The sequence below is a fragment of the Streptomyces sp. NPDC003327 genome, from assembly GCF_053589515.1.
Map to the genome: position 1 here is coordinate 1 of NZ_JBSFSA010000012.1, position 21,147 is coordinate 21,147.

18 protein-coding genes are annotated in these 21,147 nt (G+C 72.4%); 9 read left to right on the forward strand and 9 right to left on the reverse strand.

Translation table 11 applies throughout. The features are described 5' to 3' along the window. Positions 1-142: 142 nt before the first annotated feature. The 5 genes from ACWDVG_RS13470 to ACWDVG_RS13490 are packed head-to-tail and all read right to left on the reverse strand — an operon-like array spanning position 143 to position 5,547. Entirely contained in the window at positions 143-1,438 is a 1,296-nt protein-coding gene (locus ACWDVG_RS13470; protein WP_451699214.1) for a DUF58 domain-containing protein, read from the reverse strand. Positions 1,439-1,450: 12 nt separating this feature from the next. Beyond that, complete coding sequence (locus ACWDVG_RS13475) at positions 1,451-2,434, reverse strand: AAA family ATPase (RefSeq protein ID WP_451699216.1); 984 nt, start codon at positions 2,432-2,434, stop codon at positions 1,451-1,453. After that, on the reverse strand, positions 2,431-3,642 hold the full coding sequence (locus ACWDVG_RS13480) for a DUF4350 domain-containing protein (protein WP_451699218.1): 1,212 nt from the start codon (positions 3,640-3,642) through the stop codon (positions 2,431-2,433). Before ACWDVG_RS13480 ends, ACWDVG_RS13475 begins: the two co-directional genes overlap by 4 nt. Then, the gene (locus tag ACWDVG_RS13485; protein WP_451699220.1) at positions 3,639-4,334 is read right to left on the reverse strand and encodes a DUF4129 domain-containing protein; all 696 of its coding nucleotides are present in this window, start codon (positions 4,332-4,334) and stop codon (positions 3,639-3,641) included. Before ACWDVG_RS13485 ends, ACWDVG_RS13480 begins: the two co-directional genes overlap by 4 nt. A 4-nt stretch (positions 4,335-4,338) precedes the next feature. Continuing rightward, positions 4,339-5,547: a glycerophosphoryl diester phosphodiesterase membrane domain-containing protein gene (locus ACWDVG_RS13490; protein ID WP_451699222.1), complete on the reverse strand. Its 1,209-nt coding sequence runs from the start codon at positions 5,545-5,547 to the stop codon at positions 4,339-4,341. Between the two features lie 423 nt (positions 5,548-5,970). Here ACWDVG_RS13490 and mtrA point away from each other — a divergent pair, with 423 nt between their 5' ends. The 6 genes from mtrA to ACWDVG_RS13520 all read left to right on the forward strand — a co-directional run bounded on the left by mtrA (position 5,971) and on the right by ACWDVG_RS13520 (position 13,312). Beyond that, positions 5,971-6,648 (forward strand): two-component system response regulator MtrA, encoded by a 678-nt coding sequence (gene mtrA / locus ACWDVG_RS13495; RefSeq protein ID WP_010356958.1) that lies wholly within the window; start codon positions 5,971-5,973, stop codon positions 6,646-6,648. 1 nt (position 6,649) lies between these two features. Further along, entirely contained in the window at positions 6,650-8,623 is a 1,974-nt protein-coding gene (gene mtrB / locus ACWDVG_RS13500) for an MtrAB system histidine kinase MtrB (protein ID WP_451699224.1), read from the forward strand. An 88-nt stretch (positions 8,624-8,711) separates the two neighbouring features. Then, positions 8,712-10,475, forward strand: coding sequence for an LpqB family beta-propeller domain-containing protein (locus ACWDVG_RS13505; protein WP_451699406.1), 1,764 nt, complete (start codon positions 8,712-8,714; stop codon positions 10,473-10,475). A gap of 75 nt (positions 10,476-10,550) precedes the next feature. Continuing rightward, positions 10,551-11,342, forward strand: coding sequence for a ComF family protein (locus ACWDVG_RS13510; RefSeq protein ID WP_451699226.1), 792 nt, complete (start codon positions 10,551-10,553; stop codon positions 11,340-11,342). Between the two features lie 296 nt (positions 11,343-11,638). Then, positions 11,639-12,319 (forward strand): ribosome hibernation-promoting factor, HPF/YfiA family, encoded by a 681-nt coding sequence (hpf, locus tag ACWDVG_RS13515; protein ID WP_451699228.1) that lies wholly within the window; start codon positions 11,639-11,641, stop codon positions 12,317-12,319. A gap of 225 nt (positions 12,320-12,544) precedes the next feature. Then, positions 12,545-13,312: a response regulator gene (locus ACWDVG_RS13520; protein WP_451699231.1), complete on the forward strand. Its 768-nt coding sequence runs from the start codon at positions 12,545-12,547 to the stop codon at positions 13,310-13,312. Here ACWDVG_RS13520 and ACWDVG_RS13525 read toward each other — a convergent pair. Together ACWDVG_RS13525 and ACWDVG_RS13530 are read right to left on the reverse strand one after the other, a co-directional pair. After that, positions 13,309-14,478, reverse strand: coding sequence for a winged helix-turn-helix domain-containing protein (locus ACWDVG_RS13525; RefSeq protein WP_451699233.1), 1,170 nt, complete (start codon positions 14,476-14,478; stop codon positions 13,309-13,311). The genes ACWDVG_RS13520 and ACWDVG_RS13525 overlap by 4 nt on opposite strands. A gap of 55 nt (positions 14,479-14,533) precedes the next feature. Then, positions 14,534-15,121 (reverse strand): GNAT family N-acetyltransferase, encoded by a 588-nt coding sequence (locus ACWDVG_RS13530; protein WP_451699235.1) that lies wholly within the window; start codon positions 15,119-15,121, stop codon positions 14,534-14,536. A 239-nt stretch (positions 15,122-15,360) separates the two neighbouring features. Here ACWDVG_RS13530 and secA point away from each other — a divergent pair, with 239 nt between their 5' ends. Then, positions 15,361-18,165 (forward strand): preprotein translocase subunit SecA, encoded by a 2,805-nt coding sequence (secA, locus tag ACWDVG_RS13535; protein ID WP_451699237.1) that lies wholly within the window; start codon positions 15,361-15,363, stop codon positions 18,163-18,165. A 72-nt stretch (positions 18,166-18,237) separates the two neighbouring features. Here the strand turns inward: secA and ACWDVG_RS13540 are convergent, their stop codons facing one another. Then, positions 18,238-18,801: an Rv3235 family protein gene (locus ACWDVG_RS13540; protein ID WP_451699239.1), complete on the reverse strand. Its 564-nt coding sequence runs from the start codon at positions 18,799-18,801 to the stop codon at positions 18,238-18,240. A 259-nt stretch (positions 18,802-19,060) separates the two neighbouring features. Here ACWDVG_RS13540 and ACWDVG_RS13545 point away from each other — a divergent pair, with 259 nt between their 5' ends. Continuing rightward, positions 19,061-19,567 carry a DUF6912 family protein gene (locus ACWDVG_RS13545; RefSeq protein ID WP_451699241.1) on the forward strand — a complete coding sequence of 169 codons (507 nt, stop codon included), beginning with the start codon at positions 19,061-19,063 and terminating at the stop codon, positions 19,565-19,567. Between the two features lie 41 nt (positions 19,568-19,608). After that, complete coding sequence (locus tag ACWDVG_RS13550; RefSeq protein ID WP_451699244.1) at positions 19,609-20,268, forward strand: HAD family hydrolase; 660 nt, start codon at positions 19,609-19,611, stop codon at positions 20,266-20,268. Between the two features lie 57 nt (positions 20,269-20,325). Here ACWDVG_RS13550 and ACWDVG_RS13555 read toward each other — a convergent pair whose 3' ends face one another. Beyond that, on the reverse strand, positions 20,326-20,880 hold the full coding sequence (locus ACWDVG_RS13555) for a DJ-1/PfpI family protein (RefSeq protein WP_451699246.1): 555 nt from the start codon (positions 20,878-20,880) through the stop codon (positions 20,326-20,328). Positions 20,881-21,147: the final 267 nt, after the last annotated feature.

Genomic DNA, 21,147 nt, shown 5'->3' on the forward strand with positions numbered 1-21,147 from the left:
TGCAGGGGGGACCCTGTGGGAGAGTAGGACGCCGCCGAACAATCATTGTGGGAAAGCCCCGCACCTTCTGGTGCGGGGCTTTTCTGCGTTTGAGGGTCCTTGCTGTTCTGCCCCTCCAGGAGAGGCGGAACAGGAAAGGGTTCTAGAGGCGGCCGGCTGCCTTCAGGGCGAGGTAGGCGTCCGCGAGAGCGGGGGCGAGGGTGTCGGGGGTGGCGTCGACGACCGTGACACCGTGGCGGCGGAGTTGGTCCGCCGTCCGGTCCCGCTGGGACTGGGACTGGGCGGCCGCTGCGGCCTCGTACACGCCGTCGAGTGTCCCCCGGGCCTTCGCCATCGTGGCCGTCCGGGGATCGCCGACCGAGGCCAGCAGGACCGTGTGGCGCTGGGTGAGCCGGGGGAGGACCGGCAGGAGGCCCTCCTCGACCGGGGCCGCGTCGAGGCTCGTCAGGAGCACGATCAGCGAACGGCGCGGGGCGCGGGCGAGGGCCGTGGCCGCGAGGCCGCGGGCGTCCGTCTCGATCAGCTCGGGTTCGAGCGGGGCCAGGGCGCTCACCACGGCCGGGAGGACGTCACGGGCGGAGCGGCCCTGGACCTGGGCGCGGGGGCGGCGGTCGTACGCCACGAGGTCCACGCGGTCGCCGGCCCGGGAGGCGAGCGCGGTCAGCAGGAGGGAGGCGTCCATGGCGGCGTCCAGACGGGGGACGTCGCCGACACGGGCGGCGGAGGTGCGGCCGGTGTCGAGCACGATCAGGATGTGGCGGTCGCGCTCCGGGCGCCACGTACGGACGGCGACCGCCGTCTGGCGGGCCGTGGCACGCCAGTCGATCGAGCGGGTGTCGTCGCCGGGGACGTATTCGCGGAGGCTGTCGAACTCGGTGCCTTCGCCGCGGGTGAGGAGGCTGGTGCGACCGTCGAGCTCGCGGAGCCGCGCGAGGCGGGACGGCAGGTGCTTGCGGCTGGTGAACGGAGGCAGGACGCGGACCGTCCACGGCACGTCGTGGTGACCCTGGCGGGCCGCCAGGCCGAGGGGGCCGAAGGAACGGACGGTGACCCGTTCGGCGCGGCGGTCGCCGCGGCGGGTGGGGCGCAGGACGGTGGTGAGGCGGCGGCGCTCGCCCGCCGGGACGGTCAGCTTCTGTCGCGCGGGCTCCTGGGCGCCGCTGGGCGGCCAGGCGTCGCGGAGCTGGGCGCGGAGGCGGCGGCGGGACGGGTTGGTGACCGCGAGGTGCACGTTCGCCGCGTCACCCAGTCGAACGGATGTGTCACCGCTTCGGGTGAACTGGAGCGTTCGCACTGGCGCGGCCAGGGCGTAGTCGCACAGAATTGCGAGTGAGAGGGGCGCGTTCACCGCGAGCATCCCCGTCCAGCTGGGGGCGAGGATGCCTACGGGGAGTGATCCGAGGGCCGCGAGAAGGGCGGTTCGTCCGGTGAGGGCCATGGGGCGCCGATCTCAACGGGGTACGGGGACGTGGGCGAGGATCGAGTGGATGACGGAGTCGGCTGAGACTCCTTCCATCTCGGCCTCGGGCCGCAGGTGGATGCGATGACGCAGGGTGGGGAGAGCGAGGGCCTTCACATCGTCCGGGGTGACGTAGTCCCGGCCGGTGAGCCAGGCCCAGGCGCGGGCGGTGGAGAGCAGGGCGGTGGCGCCTCGGGGTGAGACCCCGAGCGTGAGCGAGGGGGATTCACGCGTGGCACGACAGATATCGACGACATAGCCGGCGATCTCGGCCGAGACCGAGACCTTGGCGACGGCGGCGCGAGCGGCTTCGAGTTCGGCGGGGCCCGCGACCGGGCGGAGTCCGGCGGCCTTGAGGTCGCGGGGGTCGAAGCCCTCGGCGTGGCGGGTGAGGACGTGGATCTCGTCCGCACGCGACGGCAGAGGGACCGTCAGCTTCAGCAGGAAGCGGTCCAGTTGGGCCTCGGGCAGGGGGTAGGTGCCCTCGTATTCGACGGGGTTCTGCGTCGCTGCGACCAGGAAGGGCTCGGGGAGGGGGCGCGGGGTGCCGTCGACGGTGACCTGACGTTCCTCCATCGCCTCCAGGAGCGAGGCCTGGGTCTTGGGAGGAGTGCGGTTGATCTCGTCGGCGAGCAGCAGGTTGGTGAAGACCGGGCCGGGCTGGAAGGAGAACTCCGCGGTGCGGGCGTCGTAGACCAGCGAGCCGGTGACGTCGCTCGGCATGAGATCGGGGGTGAACTGGACGCGCTGGGTGTCGAGTTCGAGGGTGGAGGCGAGTGCGCGGACCAGGAGGGTCTTGGCGACTCCGGGGACGCCTTCGAGGAGGACGTGTCCTCGGCAGAGCAGGGCGACGACGAGACCGGTGACGGCGGGGTCCTGGCCGACCACCGCCTTGGCGATCTCGGTGCGCAGGGCCTCCAGGGAGGCGCGGGCGGCGTCCGAGTGCGTGGGGGTCTCGGGGGTCGGGGCGCTCATGAGGTGCGTACCTCTCTTTCGAGGGCGTCGAGTTGGTCCGCCAGGCGGATGAGGGTGGCGTCGTCGGCGGGAGCCGGGCCGAAGAGGAGGTCCCCGGGCGCCGCGGTGGGCTCGGCCGCGGCGGTCTTGGGGAGACGGGCGGAGAGTGCGGGGAGGAGGAGGTCGGGGGAGTGGGCGTCCTTGAGGGCGACGCCCAGCAGGGGTGCGATCCGGGTGCGGGTCGCGGAGCGCAGGGTCGAGGCGGCGCGGTCACGGGCGTTCGCCTTGCGGTAGAGGCGGGCCCGGCCCTCGGTGGTCTCGGAGGCGCGGACGACCACCGGGAGGTGCTCGGTCACCAGGGGGCCGAGGCGTCGGCCGCGCCAGAGGGCGGCGAGGACGGCGGCCACGGCGAGTTGCAGGGTGCCCCAGAGCCAGCCCGAGGGGATCAGCGAGAGGAAGTTGGCCGTGGGGTCGTCGGCGGATTCGTCGGAGGCGGCCGAGGGGTCGGCGAGGGAGGGAAGGTACCAGACGAGATGGGTGCGGGAGCCGAGGAGTTGGAGGGCGAGCGAGGCGTTGCCCTGCTGGGCGAGACGATCGTTGAAGAGGGGGTCGGGCGAGCCGATCAGGACGGTGTCCCGGTCGCCGGCCGGGAGGTGGACCAGGGTCGGCAGGCCGTCGGAGAGGTAGCAGGAGGTGGCTGTGGTGGCGGGGGAGGTCAGGTAGCGCTCGCCGCCGAGTTCGGCGCTGCCGGCGCGGGTGGCCTCGGGCAGTCGGCAGGCGGGGGCGAGGTTCTCGACCCGTGCGCTTCCGGCGGCGTCGACCCCGGGGGCCAGGGTGGGGAGGGACGGGGAGCCGGCGCCGATGAGGACGGTGCGGCCGGAGGTGGCCATGGCGTTGCGGAGCGCGGCCTGCTGATGGTCCGTCAGGAGGTCCGGGGTGGTGACCAGGAGGGTGGCGTCGGCGTGGGTGGCGGTGGTGGCTTCGTCGAGGGTGGTGGCGACGGTGACCGTGACGCCGTGGCCCTTGAGAAGTTGGGCGACGGCCCGGCTGCCCTGGGGGTCGGCCGAGCGCGGATCGAGGACGCCGTGGTGTTCGGTGGAGCGCACGGTGGCGAGGACGATGCCGCCGACGAGGACCAGGGCGAGGAGGAGCAGTGCGCCGCGCGAGCGGGCCCAGAGGCGGCGGGCGGAGGGCGCGGTGGAGGTGGGGGCGGTCGTCGTACGGCTCATGCGGACGCCTCCGCGGAGGTGCTGGCGGCGCGGGGGCGGGTCCGCTCCAGGGCGGAGTCCAGGTCTTCGAGCCGGCGGTACGCGGCCTCGTCGGCGGTGCGGCCGCCGTACGTGACGTCGTCGAAGGTGCGGGCGGCCAGGCGCAGGGCGTCCGCGTGGGCGGGAAGGGCGCGGCCCGACTCCGCGGCGGCCTCGTCGGCGGTGCGGCCGGGGCGCGGATCGAGGAGGGCGCGTTCTTCGAGGGAGCGGACGACGGCCCGCATCCGTTCCTGCACCGCCTGGTTCCAGCGGCCGGCGGTGGCGTGGAGGGCGGCGGCCGTGCGGTGCTGGGCGGCGGTGCGGGGGCCGTCGGCGAAGAGCGAGTCGCCGCCGCTGGTGGTGGGGGAGCGGCGCGGGGTGCCGAGACGCCACCACAGGGCCCCGACCGCGCCGAGGACGAACAGGGCGACGGCGATGACGCCGACGACACCGCCTGGGGTGGCGCCCGCGGCGGAGTCGAGCAGGTCGCCGAGCCACTCCCAGAAGCGGTTCAGGCCGCGCTGGAGCAGGCTCGGGTCGTTCTCGTGGTACCTCGGGTCGGACAGCTCCCGCTCCGCCGCCTCGCGGGCGGGGTCGCGGGAGATGTCCACCGGTACGTCACCGTCGGCGCGGAGGCGTGCGAGCGCCCCGTCCGTTCCCCCCGTGACGGTCACCGCATCAGCCTCCGACGGCGTGGTCGCCGGGTGCGGCGCCGTAGCCGGGGACTCCGGCGGCGCGGGCGAGGTCGAGGTCCAGGGCCTCGCGACGGATGCGCTGGTCCACGTAGAGGAGGACCGTCACCCCGGCCGAGATCGGGTAGGTCACGGCGCTGGCGATGACGCCGCCGATGCCGGTGGCGACGAGGAAGGGCCAGCCGAACTCGTTGGTGGAGCCGGAGACGATGCCGGAGAAGCCCTCGCCGTCGAGCGCGATGCCGATGGCGCTGAACGGAATGAGGATGATCATGGTGAAGACGAAGATCAGCAGCTGCGTCAGCAGGATGATGCCGAAGATCCGCCACCAGGAGCCCTGGACGAGCTTGGCCGAGCGCTTCAGGGACGGCACGACGCCCTGGCGTTCCAGCATCAGGGCCGGGGAGGCGAGGCTGAAGCGGATCATCAGCCAGACGACCACGACCAGGGCTCCGAGCCCGCCGAGGAAGACGAGTGCGGCGCCGCCGACGCCGCCGAGCAGCAGTCCGGGGAGGAGCCCCACTCCCAGGACCAGGGCGGCCGCCACCCCGAGCAGCAGGGTGAGCCCGAGGAGCTGCGGCAGCCGCGGGCGGGCCTCCTGCCAGGCGGAGCCGACCGACACCGGCTTCCCGAGGATCGCGCGGCTGATGACGACGGTCAGCAGGGCGGCGCTCACCAGGGAGGCCATCAACATGACGAGCAGACCGGGGCCCATGCCGATCAGGGCGGAGCGGGAGGCGTCGCCCATGTAGGCCAGGGCCTCCTCGGGGGTGGCGTTCGCGCTGAGCTTCGCGGGCGCCGGGACGAGGAACCGCCGCGCGAGGATGTCGACGACCTGCGAGAGCACGGCGACCGTGACGGTGATGGTGAGTACGGGCCGCCAGTAGGTCCGCAGCGTCTTCACGGCGCCGTCGAGGATCTCGCCGACTCCCAGCGGGCGCAGCGGGATCACACCGGGCTTCGCGGCCGGCGGCCTGCCCCAGGCGGTGTGCGGAGGCTGCCCGCCGTTCCAGCCGGGGCCGGTGCCTCCCCCGCGGACCGGGGGACGGTCGGGCCGGCCGCCGGTGGGCGGCGACCACTGGCCGGCGGGCGGCTGCTCCCTGGACCACTGGGCGGCGGGGCCGGGCTGGCCGGAGCCGTCCGGGCCGTCGGAAGGGGCAGATCCGGGCGAGGTCCAGCCCGGAGTGTCGTTCACGGTGGTCCACCTCGGAGGAATGGTCGCGGCGCCGGATCGGCGAACCGGCTCGGTCACGGCGGCCGACCGCCCGTCAGGCGGCGGGCCGGGTGCCATCGTGCCACGCGGGCCCCGCCGGTGGGCCGGGCGCGGGCTCTCCGTCGTACCTTCTCCGTCCGGCGGCCGGGGGCAGACCGTGGCGATGCCCGACCAGTGCGTACAAAAGGTGGCGACGGAAGGCGTGGGGACGCGGCCATGGGCCGTGCGGGGTCGTGCAGGGTACGGTGCAGGGCGGCACGGGGGGACACGGGGGTGACATCCATGACGGGAACCAGCACGCATGGACACGGGCCGTCATCGGCATCCGATCCGGACGTCACCGCAGGTCAGTGAGGTATCTCACCAGCCGCCTCGAGACTGATACGGAAATGGGATGATGTCGATATGAAGGGACGTGTTCTTGTCGTCGACGACGACACCGCACTGGCCGAGATGTTGGGCATCGTGCTGCGGGGTGAAGGGTTCGAGCCGTCGTTCGTCGCGGACGGGGACAAGGCACTCGCCGCTTTCCGGGAGGCCAAGCCGGACCTGGTGCTGCTGGACCTGATGCTGCCCGGACGGGACGGCATCGAGGTGTGCCGGCTCATCAGGGCCGAGTCGGGCGTGCCGATCGTCATGCTCACGGCCAAGAGCGACACCGTCGACGTGGTGGTGGGCCTGGAGTCCGGGGCCGACGACTACATCGTCAAGCCGTTCAAGCCGAAGGAGCTCGTCGCCCGCATCCGGGCGCGGCTGCGGAGGTCCGAGGAGCCGGCGCCGGAGCAGCTCACCATCGGTGACCTGGTCATCGACGTGGCCGGCCACTCCGTGAAGCGGGACGGGCAGTCCATCGCCCTGACGCCGCTGGAGTTCGACCTGCTCGTCGCGCTCGCCCGCAAGCCCTGGCAGGTCTTCACCCGTGAGGTGCTGCTGGAGCAGGTGTGGGGCTACCGGCACGCGGCCGACACCCGGCTGGTGAACGTGCACGTCCAGCGGCTGCGCTCGAAGGTCGAGAAGGACCCCGAGCGCCCGGAGATCGTGGTGACCGTCCGGGGCGTCGGTTACAAGGCGGGACCGAGCTGACATGAGTGCAGGCAGTGCTGCTCCGAAGCCCGGGGACCCGGGAGTCCGTACGGGGCGGGCTGCCGGACCGGGGCGGGGGGGCTCGCGTTTCGGCCGTCTGTCGCAGGGCGGGCGGCCCTTTCAGGACGGGGCGCCCGGCAAGCGCCTCTTCCGCCTCTTCGCCCGCTGGGTGCGCAGGCCGCTGCTGCCCGCCGTGCGGCTGTGGCGGCGGAACCTCCAGCTGAGGGTCGTCGCCGGCACCCTCTTCATGTCCCTGGGCGTGGTGCTGCTCCTCGGCCTCGTCGTCATCGGGCAGGTCCGCAACGGTCTGCTCGACGCCAAGGAGAGGGCCGCCCAGAGCCAGGCCGCGGGCGGGTTCTCCGCCGCGCAGGACCGGGCGGCGACGACCTCCTCCGCCCCCGGCCAGCAGGACGGCGGGCGGACCGGCGCGTCCGTGAACTGGCGCTCCACGCTCGTCGAGCAGCTCGCCAGCGGTGGCCAGAGCGCCTTCGACGTGGTCGCGCTCTCCCTCGACTCCGGGGACACCGCGAGCCGGGGCGCGCGCGCCTCCGGCGAGGTCGACCCGACCACGAGCGTCCCCGCCGGTCTGCGGCACTCGGTCGCGCAGAGCAGCGAGACCTTCCAGAAGTACGGCCGGATCCACTACACCAACGGCAAGTCGTCCGAGCCGGGGCTCGTCATCGGCAAGCGGCTCACCGACGCCGAGGGCGGCCAGTACGAGCTGTACTACCTCTTCCCGCTGACGCAGGAGGACGACTCCCTCGCCCTGGTGAAGGGCACGCTGGCGACGGCGGGGCTGTTCGTCGTCGTCCTGCTCGGCGCCATCGCGTGGCTCGTGGTCCGCCAGGTCGTCACGCCCGTGCGGATGGCCGCGGGGATCGCCGAGCGGCTCTCGGCCGGGCGGCTCCAGGAACGGATGAAGGTCACCGGCGAGGACGACATCGCGCGCCTCGGCGAGGCCTTCAACAAGATGGCCCAGAGCCTCCAGCTCAAGATCCAGCAGCTGGAGGACCTCTCGCGGATGCAGCGGCGCTTCGTCTCCGACGTCTCGCACGAGCTGCGGACCCCGCTCACCACCGTCCGCATGGCCGCCGACGTCATCCACGAGGCCCGGAGCGACTTCGACCCCGTCACCGCACGCTCCGCCGAACTCCTCGGCGACCAGCTCGACCGCTTCGAGTCGCTGCTCTCCGACCTCCTGGAGATCAGCCGCTTCGACGCCGGCGCGGCCGCCCTGGAGGCGGAGCCGATCGACCTGCGCCAGGTCGTCCGCCGGGTCATCGGCGGCGCCGAACCGCTCGCCGAGCGCAAGGGCACCCGGATCGTGGTCGTCGGTGACGAACAGCCCGTGGTCGCCGAGGCGGACGCCCGCCGGGTCGAGCGGGTGCTGCGCAACCTCGTCGTCAACGCGGTCGAGCACGGCGAGGGCCGGGACGTGGTGGTGAAGCTGGCCGCGGCCGGCGGGGCCGTCGCCGTCGCCGTCCGCGACTACGGCGTCGGGCTCAAGCCCGGTGAGGCAGCACGGGTCTTCAACCGCTTCTGGCGCGCCGACCCGGCCAGGGCCCGCACCACCGGCGGGACCGGCCTCGGCCTGTCGATCGCCGTCGAGGACGCCCGGCTGCACGGCGGCTGGCTGCAGGCCTGGGGCGAGCCCGGCGGCGGCTCGCAGTTCCGGCTGACGCTGCCGCGCACCGCGGACGAGCCGCTGCGGGGCTCGCCGATACCCCTGGAGCCCGAGGACTCCCGGCGCAAGGCGCAGGAGAACGCGCGGCTGACGGCGGTGCCGGTGCAGCAGTCCGGGGAGCGGTCGCCGCTGGCCGTACCGCCGAGACTGCCCGTACCGCAGGTGGGAACCGTCGATCCGGCGGCGCTGCCCGGCAGCGGTGCCCGGGTGGTCGCGCGGTCGGTGGCGGAGCAGGAGGCGAGTGGACAGGGCGGGGACGCCGAGCGGGAGGAAGGGACACGTGGGCGCTGACTCCGGAAGGCGGTACGTGGCGGGGAGGAGCCGGCGGGCGCTGGTGCTCGCCGTGTGCGGAGGGCTCGTGGTCACGGGCTGTGCGTCGATGCCCGACAGCGGCGACGTCCAGCAGGTGAAGGCGTCCAACGCGGGCGACTCACAGGTGCGGGTCTACGCCGTGGCTCCGCGCGAGAACGCGGACCCGGACGAGATCGTCGACGGCTTCCTGGAGGCCATGACGAGTGACGACCCCGGGTTCGCCACGGCCCGGAAGTACCTGACGAAGAACGCCGCGCGGACCTGGAAGCCGGAGCAGAGCATCACCGTGCTCACCACCGCGCCCGACCGGAACACCGCCGACCGCAACGCCGACCCCGACAACCAGGGCAAGGCGTACCCGATCGCGGGCCGCAAGATCGCCACGGTGGACGCCCGGCACGCGTACCAGCCGAACAGCCCGAGCGACTACCTGCAGACGATCCACGTCGTGCAGCAGCTCGCCGCCGACGGCAAGACGAAGGAGTGGCGCATCGACAGCCTGCCGCCGGGCCTGGTGCTCGGCGAGGCGGACTTCCTGCGCAACTACCGCTCGGTCAACAAGTACTACTTCGCCTCGGGGGAGGACTGGGTCGTCGCCGACCCCGTCTACATCCGGCAGCGGCAGGACCCCGTCACCCGGATGGACCCGGTGACCCAGACCGTGAAGGCGCTCCTCGAAGGGCCGACGAACTGGCTCAAGCCGGCCGTCGACTCGCGCTTCCCCTCCGGTACGGAGCTGAAGAGCGGCGTCACCACCCTGACCACCGACGACCAGTCGACCCTGAAGGTGCCGCTCAACGCCAAGGCGGACCGGGTGGGCAGCGAGCGGTGCCGGCGGATGGCGGCGCAGGTGCTGTTCACGCTGGGCGACCTGACGTCCTTCCCGGTCGAGCAGGTCGAGCTGCTCGACTCCCGGGGGGACGCGCTGTGCCGGCTCGGCAAGGGGCAGGCCAGGGACGAGTTCTCGGTGGTGCGGGGGAGCGTGCCGCCGGAGAACCCGTACTTCCTCGCAGGCGGCCGACTGATGACGGTGTCCGTCAGCGGCAAGGAGGCGGCTCCGCCGATCGAGGTGGCCGGGCCGTTCGGGAAGGGCACGACACCGCTCGCGTCGGTGGCCGTGGACCTCGGCGAGACCCGGGCCGCGGGCGTCAGGGGCAACGGCAGCGAACTGGTCGTCTCCTCCATCACCACCGAGTCGGACCCGATGCCGCCCGTCCTCACCAGCAGCGCCGCCAGACCGGAGGACCGCCTGTCGCCGCCGAGCTGGGACGGTCGTGGGGACCTGTGGGCCGCCGACCGCAACCCGGTCCGGCCGCGCCTGTGGATGGTGCCGAACGGCGCCGGGGAGCCCGTCGAGGTCCGGGCGCCCTGGCTGACGGACGGGGCTCGCATCGAGTCGCTGCGGGTCTCCGGGGACGGGGTGCGGATCGCCCTGCTCGTCACCCGGGACGAGCGCACCACCCTGCAGATCGGCCGCATCGAGCGCCAGACGACGGACGAGCAGACCACCGTGTCGGTGGTCGACCTCCAGCCCGCCGCGCCCCGGATGGAGACGGTCACGGCCGTCTCCTGGGCCGGGCCGAGCCGTCTCGTGGTGGTCGGCCGGGAGGCGGGCGGCGTCCAGCAGCTGCGGTACATCCAGACGGACGGCTCGACCTCGGCGAGCTCGGTGCTGCCCGGGCTCAACGGGGTGGCGGCCGTGGCCGCGCCCCACAGCGACCTGGCGCCGGTGGTGGCCTCCTCGGGCGACGACGGCATCGTCCGGCTGGTCACCGGCATGAACTGGCAGCCGGTGGCCAAGACCGGCGCCTTCCCCGTCTACCCGGGGTAGGGCGGGTAGCGGGCAGCCGGGCGGGGGTTGTCCACAGGGGTGGCCGCCGGCTGGCGCGGCCACCAGAGTGGGCCCATGCGGGGATGGTGGCGGGAGGTCTCCGGGCTCGTCCTGTCGGGGAGCTGCGAGGGCTGCGGGGCGGCGCGGCGGGCGTTGTGCGCGCCGTGTGCCGCGCTGCTCGCCGGGGCGGAGCCGCGCGGGGTGCGCCCGTCGCCCGAGCCGCGGGGGCTGCCGAGGGTCTGTGCCGCCGCGCCGTACAGCGGTGTCGTACGGCGGCTGCTGATCGCACACAAGGAGCGCGGCGCGCTGGGTCTCGCCGCGCCGCTGGGGGGCGCCCTCGCGGGCGCTGTGGCGGCCGTGGCGGGCCCGGGGCGTGCTCCGCTGCTCCTGGTGCCGGTGCCGTCCTCCCGGCGGTCCGTACGGGCGCGTGGCCACGATCCGACGCTGCGCGTCGCGCGGGCCGCGGCGGGGCGGCTGCGGCGGGCGGGGCGGTCGGCGCGGGTGGTGCCGGTGCTGCGGCAGCGGCGGTACGTGGCGGACCAGGCGGGGCTGGGGGCGCGCGGGCGGCTCGCGAACCTCGCGGGGGCGCTGGAGGTCGTGCCGGGCGGCGGGCGGCTGCTGGCGGCCGGCCGGGTGGTGCTCGTCGACGACCTGATGACGACCGGCGCCTCGCTCGCGGAGGCCGCGCGGGCCCTCGGAGTCGCGGACCGGCCGTTCATTCCTGCATTACCGGCCGGTTTACCGGGCGCTTGCGCGCAGGGGGTATTCGAACAGCCGCTGGGGGCTGTGATCGCATCCTCTCCCGCTTCGTTCGAAATAAACCGGAACTCTGCGGAAACTTGGATCGTTGCAGGTGGTGAGTGGTGAAAGCATCCGAACGGAGGTAAGTCGCGGTAGCGGGTGCCGACACCCGTCCGCAGGGGCTATGTTCGGTTGTGAGGAATGGCGAAGGTCAGACCTCGCCCGAATAAAGGTTGCGCCTACAGGACAGGAGTTCAGAGCGAATTAACCTCCCGTCGACGGGGTGGGGATCTTGTCGACTGGGGAGGAGGAGGTGAAAGTCGCCAAGTCCGAGCTCCGGCTAATCCAGCCGGGGTCTGGTGCAAAGGGAGATGCCCGGCGGCCAGGGAGCCGATCCGGGCGATCCGGGAACGGAGTTCTGCGTGGACATCGTCGTCAAGGGCCGCAAGACCGAGGTGCCCGAGCGGTTCCGCAAGCACGTGGCCGAGAAGCTGAAGCTGGAGAAGATCCAGAAGCTCGACGGCAAGGTGATCAGCCTCGACGTCGAGGTGTCCAAGGAGCACAACCCGCGGCAGGCCGACAGGTCCGACCGCGTGGAGATCACCCTCCACTCCCGAGGCCCGGTCATCCGGGCGGAAGCGGCGGCAGGCGACCCGTACGCAGCGCTCGACCTGGCCAGCGACAAGCTGGAGGCGCGGCTGCGCAAGCAACACGACAAGCGGTACACCCGCCGCGGCACCGGCCGTCTCTCGGCGGCGGAGGTCGGGGACGTCGTGCCCGGCGCCGCCCAGCTCAACGGCAGCGGCGAGCTCGTCTCGGACGAGACCGAGACCGTGCCCACCAGGATGGTGGGCTCGATCGAGGTGCAGGGCGAAGGGCCCCTGATCGTCCGGGAGAAGACCCACAAGGCCGCCCCGATGACGCTCGACCAGGCGCTCTACGAGATGGAGCTGGTCGGGCACGACTTCTACCTCTTCATCGACTCCGACACCAAGCAGCCGAGCGTGGTCTACCGGCGCCACGCGTACGACTACGGCGTCATCCACCTGGAGAGCGACCCGCTCGCCGAGGGTGGCGGCGCGGGCGGCGCGCTCGGCGGCTGACCGGCCGGCCCGGAGGAGCCGTCTCCTGTCACGTGAGTCCCGCACGGTGCCCCTGGAGCGCAATGCGCCCCCAGGGGCACCCCTGTGCGCTCCCGTGCGCCCGTGGATCACCGCGTCGGCGCCGGGGCATGAAATCATGGCGTGCACGCCAACCGGTGCTCTCCGAGCAGTGGTTGGAGGACCGGAAACGAATTCAGGCCACGGCCTTCATCAGGGGGAGGAACGATGGCGGACAGCTTCGGACCGGTGCTCAGCGGGCGGGAGCACGGTGGTCCGGTCCTCGGGGAGACGACTCCGGAGGGATCGGAATCGGCCAACGAGGCATTCCGCAAGGAGCCGATCCGGGTGCTCGTCGTGGACGACCACGCCCTTTTCCGCCGCGGGCTGGAGATCGTCCTCGCCCAGGAAGAGGACATCCAGGTCGTCGGCGAGGCCGGAGACGGGGCCGAGGCCGTCGACAAGGCGGCGGACCTGCTGCCGGACATCGTCCTCATGGACGTACGGATGCCGCGCCGGGGCGGCATCGAGGCGTGCACCTCCATCAAGGAGGTGGCTCCCAGCGCGAAGATCATCATGCTGACGATCAGCGACGAGGAGGCCGACCTCTACGACGCGATCAAGGCCGGGGCCACCGGTTACCTGCTCAAGGAGATCTCCACCGACGAGGTCGCCACGGCGATCCGCGCGGTCGCCGACGGGCAGTCGCAGATCAGCCCCTCCATGGCGTCCAAGCTCCTCACCGAGTTCAAGTCGATGATCCAGCGCACCGACGAGCGCAGGCTCGTGCCCGCGCCCCGGCTGACCGACCGCGAGCTGGAGGTCCTCAAGCTCGTCGCCACCGGCATGAACAACCGGGACATCGCCAAGGAACTCTTCATCTCCGAGAACACGGTGAAGAACCACGTGCGGAACATCCTGGAGAAGCTCCAGCTCCACTCCCGCATGGAGGCCGTGGTCTACGCGATGCGGGAGAAGATCCTGGAGATTCGCTAGCGGACGGCCGCGGCGAGGACGGGGGCGAGCTCCGGCGGGCTCACCCGCTCCGGCACCACCGCCACGGCCTCGCAGCCCACCCACTGCGCCGCCTCGCGCAGCGCCGTGGCGACCGCGGGCACCGCCTTCGGGCCGTCCAGGCCCACCTGCCGGGCCACCAGCGTCCGGCCCTCGCGCGCCGGGTCGACCCGCCCGACGAGCCGGCCGCCGGAGAGGACGGGCATCGCGAAGTAGCCGTGCACCCGCTTCGGCTTGGGTACGTACGCCTCCAGGCGGTGCGTGAAGCCGAAGATCCGCTCGGTGCGGGGCCGCTCCCAGATCAGCGAGTCGAACGGCGACAGCAGCGTCGTGCGGTGGCGGCCGCGCGGCTCCGTGGCCAGCGCGGCCGGGTCGGCCCAGGCGGGCTTCCCCCAGCCGGCCACGGTCACCGGCACCAGTCCGGAGGCCTCCACGACCGCGTCGAACTGCTCGCCCCTGATGCGGTGGTAGTCGGCGATGTCCGCGCGCGTGCCGACGCCGAGGGCCTCGCCCGCCTGCCGTACGAGCCGCCGCACGCACTCGGTGTCGTCGAGGTCGTCGTGGAGCAGGGCGCCGGGGATCGCGCGCTCGGCGAGGTCGTACACGCGCTTCCAGCCGCGCCGCTCGACGACCACCACCTCGCCGTGCATCAGCGCCCGCTCGACGGCGATCTTCGCGTCGGACCAGTCCCACCACTCGCCCTTGTTCTTGGCGCCGCCGAGCTCGGTCGCCGTCTGCGGGCCCTCGGCCCGCAGCTGGTCGATCACCTTGTCGTACGCCCCCGCCGAGAGCTCGTGGTGCCACTGCGGGCGGTTCCGGTAGGCGCGGCGGCGGAAGGCGAAGTGCGGCCACTCCTCGACCGGCAGGATGCAGGCCGCGTGCGACCAGTACTCGAAGGCGTGCGCCTCCGTCCAGTAGGCGTCCTCGACCGTGGTGCGGCCCACGGCGCCGAGGCGGGCGTACGGGATCAGCTCGTGCGAGCGGGCGAGCACGGAGATGGTGTCGAGCTGCACCTGGCCCAGGGCGCGCAGGACGCCGCGCACCCCGGCCCTGCGGTCGGGGGCGCCCAGGAATCCCTGGGCGCGCAGCGCGATCCGGCGGGCTTCGTCGGCGGACAGTTCGGCGGCGGGCTGCGGCACAGTCGTCATGCTCCGCACCCTAGGCCCCGGCACTGACAACGCGGCCCCGCCCGGGGCGGTGCGCTCAGGCCTCCGGGGCGCGCTCGGGGGCGGGCAGATAGGGCACCGGGCTGGGCAGGCCGAAGTCGGACGGGAGCAGGGAGGCGATCCAGGCGTCGCGGACGGTGCCGCCGTTGAGGAGTCCGGCCCGCTGGACGCCCTCGAAGGCGAAGCCGACGCGCTCGGCCACCGCGCGCGAGGCGGTGTTGCCGACCTCGGCGCGCCAGATCAGCCGGGTGCAGCCGAGTCCCGTGAAGGCCCAGTGGGCGAGGGCGCGGACCGTCTCCGTCATGTAGCCGCGGCCGCGGGCCTCCTTGGTCTGCCAGAAGCCGACCTCGAAGACGCCGGGCTCGCGCACGTGCAGCGAGGCCGCGGCGAGCAGCGGGCCGCCCCCCAGGGGCTCGACGGCGAAGCCGTACTCCTTGTCGTCGCGCCAGCCGTCCGGAATGATCCGGTTGAGGAAGAACGCGGCGTCCTCGCGCCCGTACGGGTCGGGGACGGTCGTCCAGCGGCGGATGTCGGGGTCCTGGCAGATCTCGTACACCACGTCGACCTCCTCGGGGAGGAAGTTCCGCAGGCGGAGTCGTTCGGTCGTGAGCGTGATGGGTTCCATGGCGGGATTGTGGTGACCGGGCGCATCGGAAGCGAACACTTTTCGGGTGGGGCGGCACCTTCCGCCCACCTCGTGCGTTCTCATTCCGGGCGGACGTACGGCTCCGGCACTGCGGCCCTCCCTCCGCGAGGGGCATCTCGCTTACGATGGCCGTTGCGGTGGGGACCACCTGCCGTGCCCGCGCTCGTGTCCATGACAAGACCCAGTGCCAGGCCCGACCGGCAAGGAGACCAGCCTCAGTGTCCGTCTTCAACAAGCTCATGCGTGCAGGCGAAGGCAAGATCCTGCGCAAACTGCACCGCATCGCGGACCAGGTCAACTCCATCGAAGAGGACTTCGTCAACCTCTCCGACGCCGAGTTGCGGGCGCTCACGGACGAGTACAAGCAGCGGTACGCCGACGGCGAGAGCCTCGACGACCTGATGCCGGAGGCCTTCGCGACCGTCCGGGAAGCCGCCAAGCGCGTCCTCGGCCAGCGCCACTACGACGTCCAGCTGATGGGCGGCGCCGCACTCCACCTCGGCTACGTCGCCGAGATGAAGACCGGTGAGGGCAAGACCCTCGTCGGCACCCTTCCCGCGTACCTCAACGCGCTCTCCGGCAAGGGCGTGCACCTGATCACGGTCAACGACTACCTCGCCGAGCGCGACTCCGAGCTCATGGGCCGGGTGCACCGCTTCCTCGGCCTGACCGTCGGCTGCATCCTGGCCAACATGACGCCGGCCCAGCGCCGCGAGCAGTACAACTGCGACATCACCTACGGCACGAACAACGAGTTCGGCTTCGACTACCTGCGCGACAACATGGCGTGGTCCAAGGACGAGCTCGTCCAGCGCGGCCACAACTTCGCCTGCGTCGACGAGGTCGACTCCATCCTCGTCGACGAGGCCCGTACGCCGCTGATCATCTCCGGCCCGGCCGACCAGGCCACCAAGTGGTACGGCGACTTCGCGAAGCTCGTCACCCGGCTCACCAAGGGCGAGCCCGGGAACCCGCTGAAGGGCATCGAGGAGACCGGCGACTACGAGGTCGACGAGAAGAAGCGGACCGTCGGCATCCACGAGTCCGGCGTCGCCAAGGTCGAGGACTGGCTCGGCATCGACAACCTCTACGAGTCGGTCAACACCCCGCTCGTCGGTTACCTGAACAACGCCATCAAGGCGAAGGAACTGTTCAAGAAGGACAAGGACTACGTCGTCATCGACGGCGAGGTCATGATCGTCGACGAGCACACCGGCCGCATCCTCGCCGGCCGCCGCTACAACGAGGGCATGCACCAGGCGATCGAGGCGAAGGAAGGGGTGCCGATCAAGGACGAGAACCAGACCCTCGCCACGATCACCCTCCAGAACTTCTTCCGCCTCTACGACAAGCTGTCCGGCATGACCGGTACGGCCATGACCGAGGCCGCCGAGTTCCACCAGATCTACAAGCTCGGCGTCGTCCCGATCCCGACGAACAGGCCGATGATCCGCAAGGACCAGTCGGACCTGATCTACCGCACCGAGGTCGCCAAGTTCGCCGCCGTCGTCGACGACATCGCGGAGAAGCACGAGAAGGGCCAGCCGATCCTCGTCGGCACGACCTCCGTCGAGAAGTCCGAGTACCTCTCGCAGCAGCTCTCCAAGCGCGGCATCCAGCACGAGGTCCTCAACGCCAAGCACCACGAGCGCGAGGCCAGCATCGTCGCGCAGGCCGGCCGCCGCGGCGCCGTCACCGTCGCCACGAACATGGCCGGTCGCGGTACGGACATCAAGCTCGGCGGCAACCCTGACGACCTCGCCGAGGCCGAGCTGCGCCAGGCGGGCCTCGACCCGGTCGAGCACGTGGAGGAGTGGGCCGCCGCCCTCCCCGCCGCCCTCGAGCGCGCAGAGAAGGCCGTGAAGGCGGAGTTCGAGGAGGTCAAGGAGCTCGGTGGGCTCTACGTCCTCGGCACCGAGCGCCACGAGTCCCGCCGCATCGACAACCAGCTGCGCGGTCGTTCCGGCCGTCAGGGCGACCCGGGCGAGTCCCGCTTCTACCTGTCGCTGGGCGACGACCTGATGCGCCTGTTCAAGGCGCAGATGGTCGAGCGCGTCATGGCCATGGCCAACGTGCCGGACGACGTGCCGATCGAGAACAAGATGGTCACCCGGGCCATCGCCTCCGCCCAGTCGCAGGTCGAGACCCAGAACTTCGAGACGCGCAAGAACGTCCTGAAGTACGACGAGGTCCTCAACCGGCAGCGCGAGGTCATCTACGGCGAGCGGCGCCGCGTCCTGGAGGGCGAGGACCTGCGCGAGCAGATCCAGCACTTCATGGACGACACGATCGACGACTACATCCGCCAGGAGACCGCCGAGGGCTTCGCGGAGGAGTGGGACCTCGACCGTCTGTGGAACGCCTTCAAGCAGCTCTACCCGGTGAAGGTCACCGTGGAGGAGCTGGAGGACGCCGCCGGTGACCGGGCGGGCATCACCGCCGAGTTCATCGCCGAGTCCATCAAGGACGACATCCACGAGCAGTACGACGCCCGCGAGAAGCAGCTCGGCTCGGAGATCATGCGCGAGCTGGAGCGGCGGGTCGTCCTCTCCGTCCTCGACCGCAAGTGGCGCGAGCACCTCTACGAGATGGACTACCTCCAGGAGGGCATCGGCCTGCGCGCGATGGCGCAGAAGGACCCGCTGGTCGAGTACCAGCGCGAGGGCTTCGACATGTTCACCGCCATGATGGAGGGCATCAAGGAGGAGTCCGTCGGCTACCTGTTCAACCTGGAGGTCCAGGTCGAGCAGCAGGTCGAGGAGGTCCCGGTGCAGGCGGGCGCCCCGTCGCTCACCAAGGAGGACGCCGTCCCGGCCGCGCGCCCCGAGATCCGCGCCAAGGGCCTGGAGGCCCCGCAGCGGCCGGACCGGCTGCACTTCTCCGCGCCGACCGTGGACGGTGACGGCGGTGTCGTCGAGGGCGACTTCGACGCCGACGGCGTCGCGGACTCCGGCGACGGCATGACGCGGGCGGAGCGCCGCAAGGCGCAGAAGAACGCGGGCGGTCGCCGCCGCAAGAAGTAGCGGCCGCGGGACGGACGTCCCCGCGAGCGGTGAGAGGGAGGGGCCGGGCACCTGGGGTGTCCGGCCCCTCCGTCATGTGCGGCCGGGAGACGTGCCGCCGCACAGGCCGTCGACCTCGACGGCGGCGCACCGCCAGCGCAGGTCGTCGCCGCGCTCCAGCCGAAAGGCCATGGCCCGCACCCGGCTGCCGATCGCCACCGTCGCGAACGCCTCCAGGACCGTGCGGCAGGGCGCGGGCTGCACCGAGCAGCGCCGCAGGACCGGACGCGGCCCCGGCGACCGCAGCGGGGTCACGGGGGCGAGCCGTACCAACTGCTCGTACGCCTCCCCGACCGTGTGGCCGAGCATCCAGTGGACCGGCCGCTCCCCGCTCAGGACGGCGAGCAGGCGCTCCGCGAAGACCGTGTGGGGAGGGAGCGTGCGCGGGCGCGTACGGGAAGGGGCGCCGGGCCGGTGCGCCGCGCCGCCCCGGGGGCGGGTGCTGGCGGGGCCGCCGGGGGCCGTGCGGGGCCGAGGCGTACGGGGGCGCGTCGTGGCGGCGGCCCCCGCTCCGGAGCCGGGTGCGGGAGCCGGGACGGACGAGGTCGCGACGGACGAGGCCGCGACGGCCGGGGTGGTCGTGGTGGCGGTCTGCATGGGATCCCCTGAGGTCAATACCGGTCGGTAACTTCCGTTGGGGATCTTGTACGGGCGGGCCGTGAGCGACGGCAAGAGGCGTACGTGTGCACGCGACTGCGGAGAGTGATTCACCTATCCGGGTGAGACGCGGAGGCATCGCGTCCCCGCCCGCCGATCCGCGCCGCTCCCGGTGGACGGGAGCGACCGACGACCGGAAAGCCCGAAGGGGGACTCCGCACGTATCCTGAGGACTCTCCGACTACGAAAGCGGCCAGCCATGCGCGTGTACGTCCCCCTGACCCTCCCCGGTCTCGCACAGGCGCACAAGGCGGGCGAGCTGGGCCCCGGCCCCCTGACCGCCTACGCCGTCACGCCCGCCCTGCGCGAGTGGTACGTCTCCGACGACATCGAGGAGCTGGAGTACGCGGCCCTCAGCCGCGCCGCCGCCGCCTCCCTGCGCCTGCTCGCCGGTGACCCCGAGGCGCCCCGGCGCCGGATCGTCGTCGCCGTCGACGTCGCCGACAAGGACGCCGCCGTGGATCCCGACCGGGGCCTCGACGCCTCCGGCATCGGCGAGGTCCGCGTCGCCGCAGCCGTACCCCTCGCCAAGGCGGCGGCGGTGCACGCGGACGCGGACGACGCCGAGGCCGACGTCACCGCCGCCGCCGCGGCGCTGGGAGCCGCGGACCAGGGCGACGACGACGCCCAGTTCGTGGTGGACGGGGCCGAGGACCACGAGCTGCTCTGGTTCGGCGTCCAGGAGATCCCCGGCCTGCTGGGCTGACGGCACTCTTGGCTGTCGGAGGCGGCGGGTACCGTCTCTCCATGGGGAAGCACGGGAAACACCTGGTCTGGGACTGGAACGGCACGCTGCTCGACGACATCGACGCGGTGATCGGCGCGACGAACGCGGCCTTCGCCGAGCTCGGGCTCGAACCGATCACGCTGGAGCGGTACCGCGAGCTGTACACCGTGCCGGTGCCGAAGTTCTACGAGCGGCTGATGGGGCGGCTGCCCACCGACGCCGAGTGGACCGTCATGGACGACGCGTTCCACCGGCACTACTGGACGCGGGCCGAGGGGTGCGGGCTCACCGCCGGGGCGGCGGAGCTGCTGGCGGCGCGGCAGGCGTCCGGGCTCACCCAGTCGCTGCTCTCGCTCGCGCCGCACGCCGAGCTGATACCGCTCGTGCGGCGGCACGGCATCGCGGAGCGGTTCGTCCGCATGGACGGGCGGGCGAACCGCTCGACCGAAGGGAAGTCGGCGCACATGGTGCGCCACCTGGCCGCGCTGGACGGCGTCGTGGCGGAGCGGGTCGTCGTCATCGGTGACGCGGCGGACGACGCGCTGGCGGCTGCGCACGTGGGCGCGAAGGCGGTGCTGTACACCGGGGGGTCGCACAGCCGGGCCTCGCTGGCGCGGGTGGGGGTGCCGGTCGTCGACTCCCTGGAGGAGGCGGTGGCCGTGGCGGAGACACTGGTGTAGGTCCCTGCGCGGGCGCGGGGGTGTGCCGACCGGGTGCTCACCCCCACCCCGCCGCCGTCACCGCGCGGTGCGGAGGACCTTCAGGAACTCGCGCATCCAGGTGGGGTGGTCCGGCCAGGCCCGGGAGGAGACCAGGAGGCCGTCGACCACGGCGGCGGAGTCCTGGAACTCCGCGCCGGCCGTCTGCATGTCGAGTTCGAGCGCGGGGTACGCGGTGACCCGGCGGCCCTCCAGGGCGCCGACCGACGCAGTCAGGAGCGGGCCGTGGCAGATCTGGGCGACGGGCTTGTCGGCGTCGAAGAAGGACTTCAGGATCTTGCGGAGCTCGGGGTCGTTGCGCAGGTACTCGGGAGCCCGGCCGCCCGGGATCACCACCGCCGCGTACGCGCCCGGATCGACCTCCGAGAAGGCCAGGTCGGCGGGCCAGGTGTAGCCGGGCTTCTCGGTGTACGTGTCGTAGCCGGGCTCGAAGTCGTGGACGACGAACCGGAGGGTCTTGCGGGCCGGGGCGGCGATGTCGACCTCGTACCCCTCTTCGAGGAGCCGCTGGTACGGGTACATCACCTCGAGGGACTCCGCCGCGTCGCCCGTCACGATCAGGATCTTCGCCATGGCTCTCCCAGATCACAGATGGTTGGTCCGCCGTGCCGGCTTCCACGTTGCCCGCCCCGACGCGCTGTGCCAAGAGGACATGTGTCGCTGTCCATAACGTCAAACTTCCACCCCCTCTTTTGTACACATACGGACCATGACGGCCCGGGGGTCCGGAGCGATAGGCTTTTCCCGTGATCAGCGCGATACGCCGCGGGGGCGATGCTGCCCCCGGCTGCCGCCCGGACCGCGGAAGCGGCCGGGTCGCCTGTGCGTTCGCCGATCCTG

Coding starts and splice junctions, on each gene's coding strand:
- ACWDVG_RS13550 (WP_451699244.1), top strand. CDS start 19,609: ATGGGGAAGCACGGGAAACACCTGGTCTGGGACTGGAACGGCACGCTG.
- ACWDVG_RS13475 (WP_451699216.1), bottom strand. CDS start 2,434: ATGAGCGCCCCGACCCCCGAGACCCCCACGCACTCGGACGCCGCCCGC.
- ACWDVG_RS13520 (WP_451699231.1), top strand. CDS start 12,545: ATGGCGGACAGCTTCGGACCGGTGCTCAGCGGGCGGGAGCACGGTGGT.
- ACWDVG_RS13540 (WP_451699239.1), bottom strand. CDS start 18,801: ATGCAGACCGCCACCACGACCACCCCGGCCGTCGCGGCCTCGTCCGTC.
- ACWDVG_RS13530 (WP_451699235.1), bottom strand. CDS start 15,121: ATGGAACCCATCACGCTCACGACCGAACGACTCCGCCTGCGGAACTTC.
- ACWDVG_RS13525 (WP_451699233.1), bottom strand. CDS start 14,478: ATGACGACTGTGCCGCAGCCCGCCGCCGAACTGTCCGCCGACGAAGCC.
- mtrB (WP_451699224.1), top strand. CDS start 6,650: ATGAGTGCAGGCAGTGCTGCTCCGAAGCCCGGGGACCCGGGAGTCCGT.
- ACWDVG_RS13505 (WP_451699406.1), top strand. CDS start 8,712: ATGCCCGACAGCGGCGACGTCCAGCAGGTGAAGGCGTCCAACGCGGGC.
- mtrA (WP_010356958.1), top strand. CDS start 5,971: ATGAAGGGACGTGTTCTTGTCGTCGACGACGACACCGCACTGGCCGAG.
- ACWDVG_RS13510 (WP_451699226.1), top strand. CDS start 10,551: ATGCGGGGATGGTGGCGGGAGGTCTCCGGGCTCGTCCTGTCGGGGAGC.
- ACWDVG_RS13555 (WP_451699246.1), bottom strand. CDS start 20,880: ATGGCGAAGATCCTGATCGTGACGGGCGACGCGGCGGAGTCCCTCGAG.
- ACWDVG_RS13470 (WP_451699214.1), bottom strand. CDS start 1,438: ATGGCCCTCACCGGACGAACCGCCCTTCTCGCGGCCCTCGGATCACTC.
- ACWDVG_RS13480 (WP_451699218.1), bottom strand. CDS start 3,642: ATGAGCCGTACGACGACCGCCCCCACCTCCACCGCGCCCTCCGCCCGC.
- ACWDVG_RS13545 (WP_451699241.1), top strand. CDS start 19,061: ATGCGCGTGTACGTCCCCCTGACCCTCCCCGGTCTCGCACAGGCGCAC.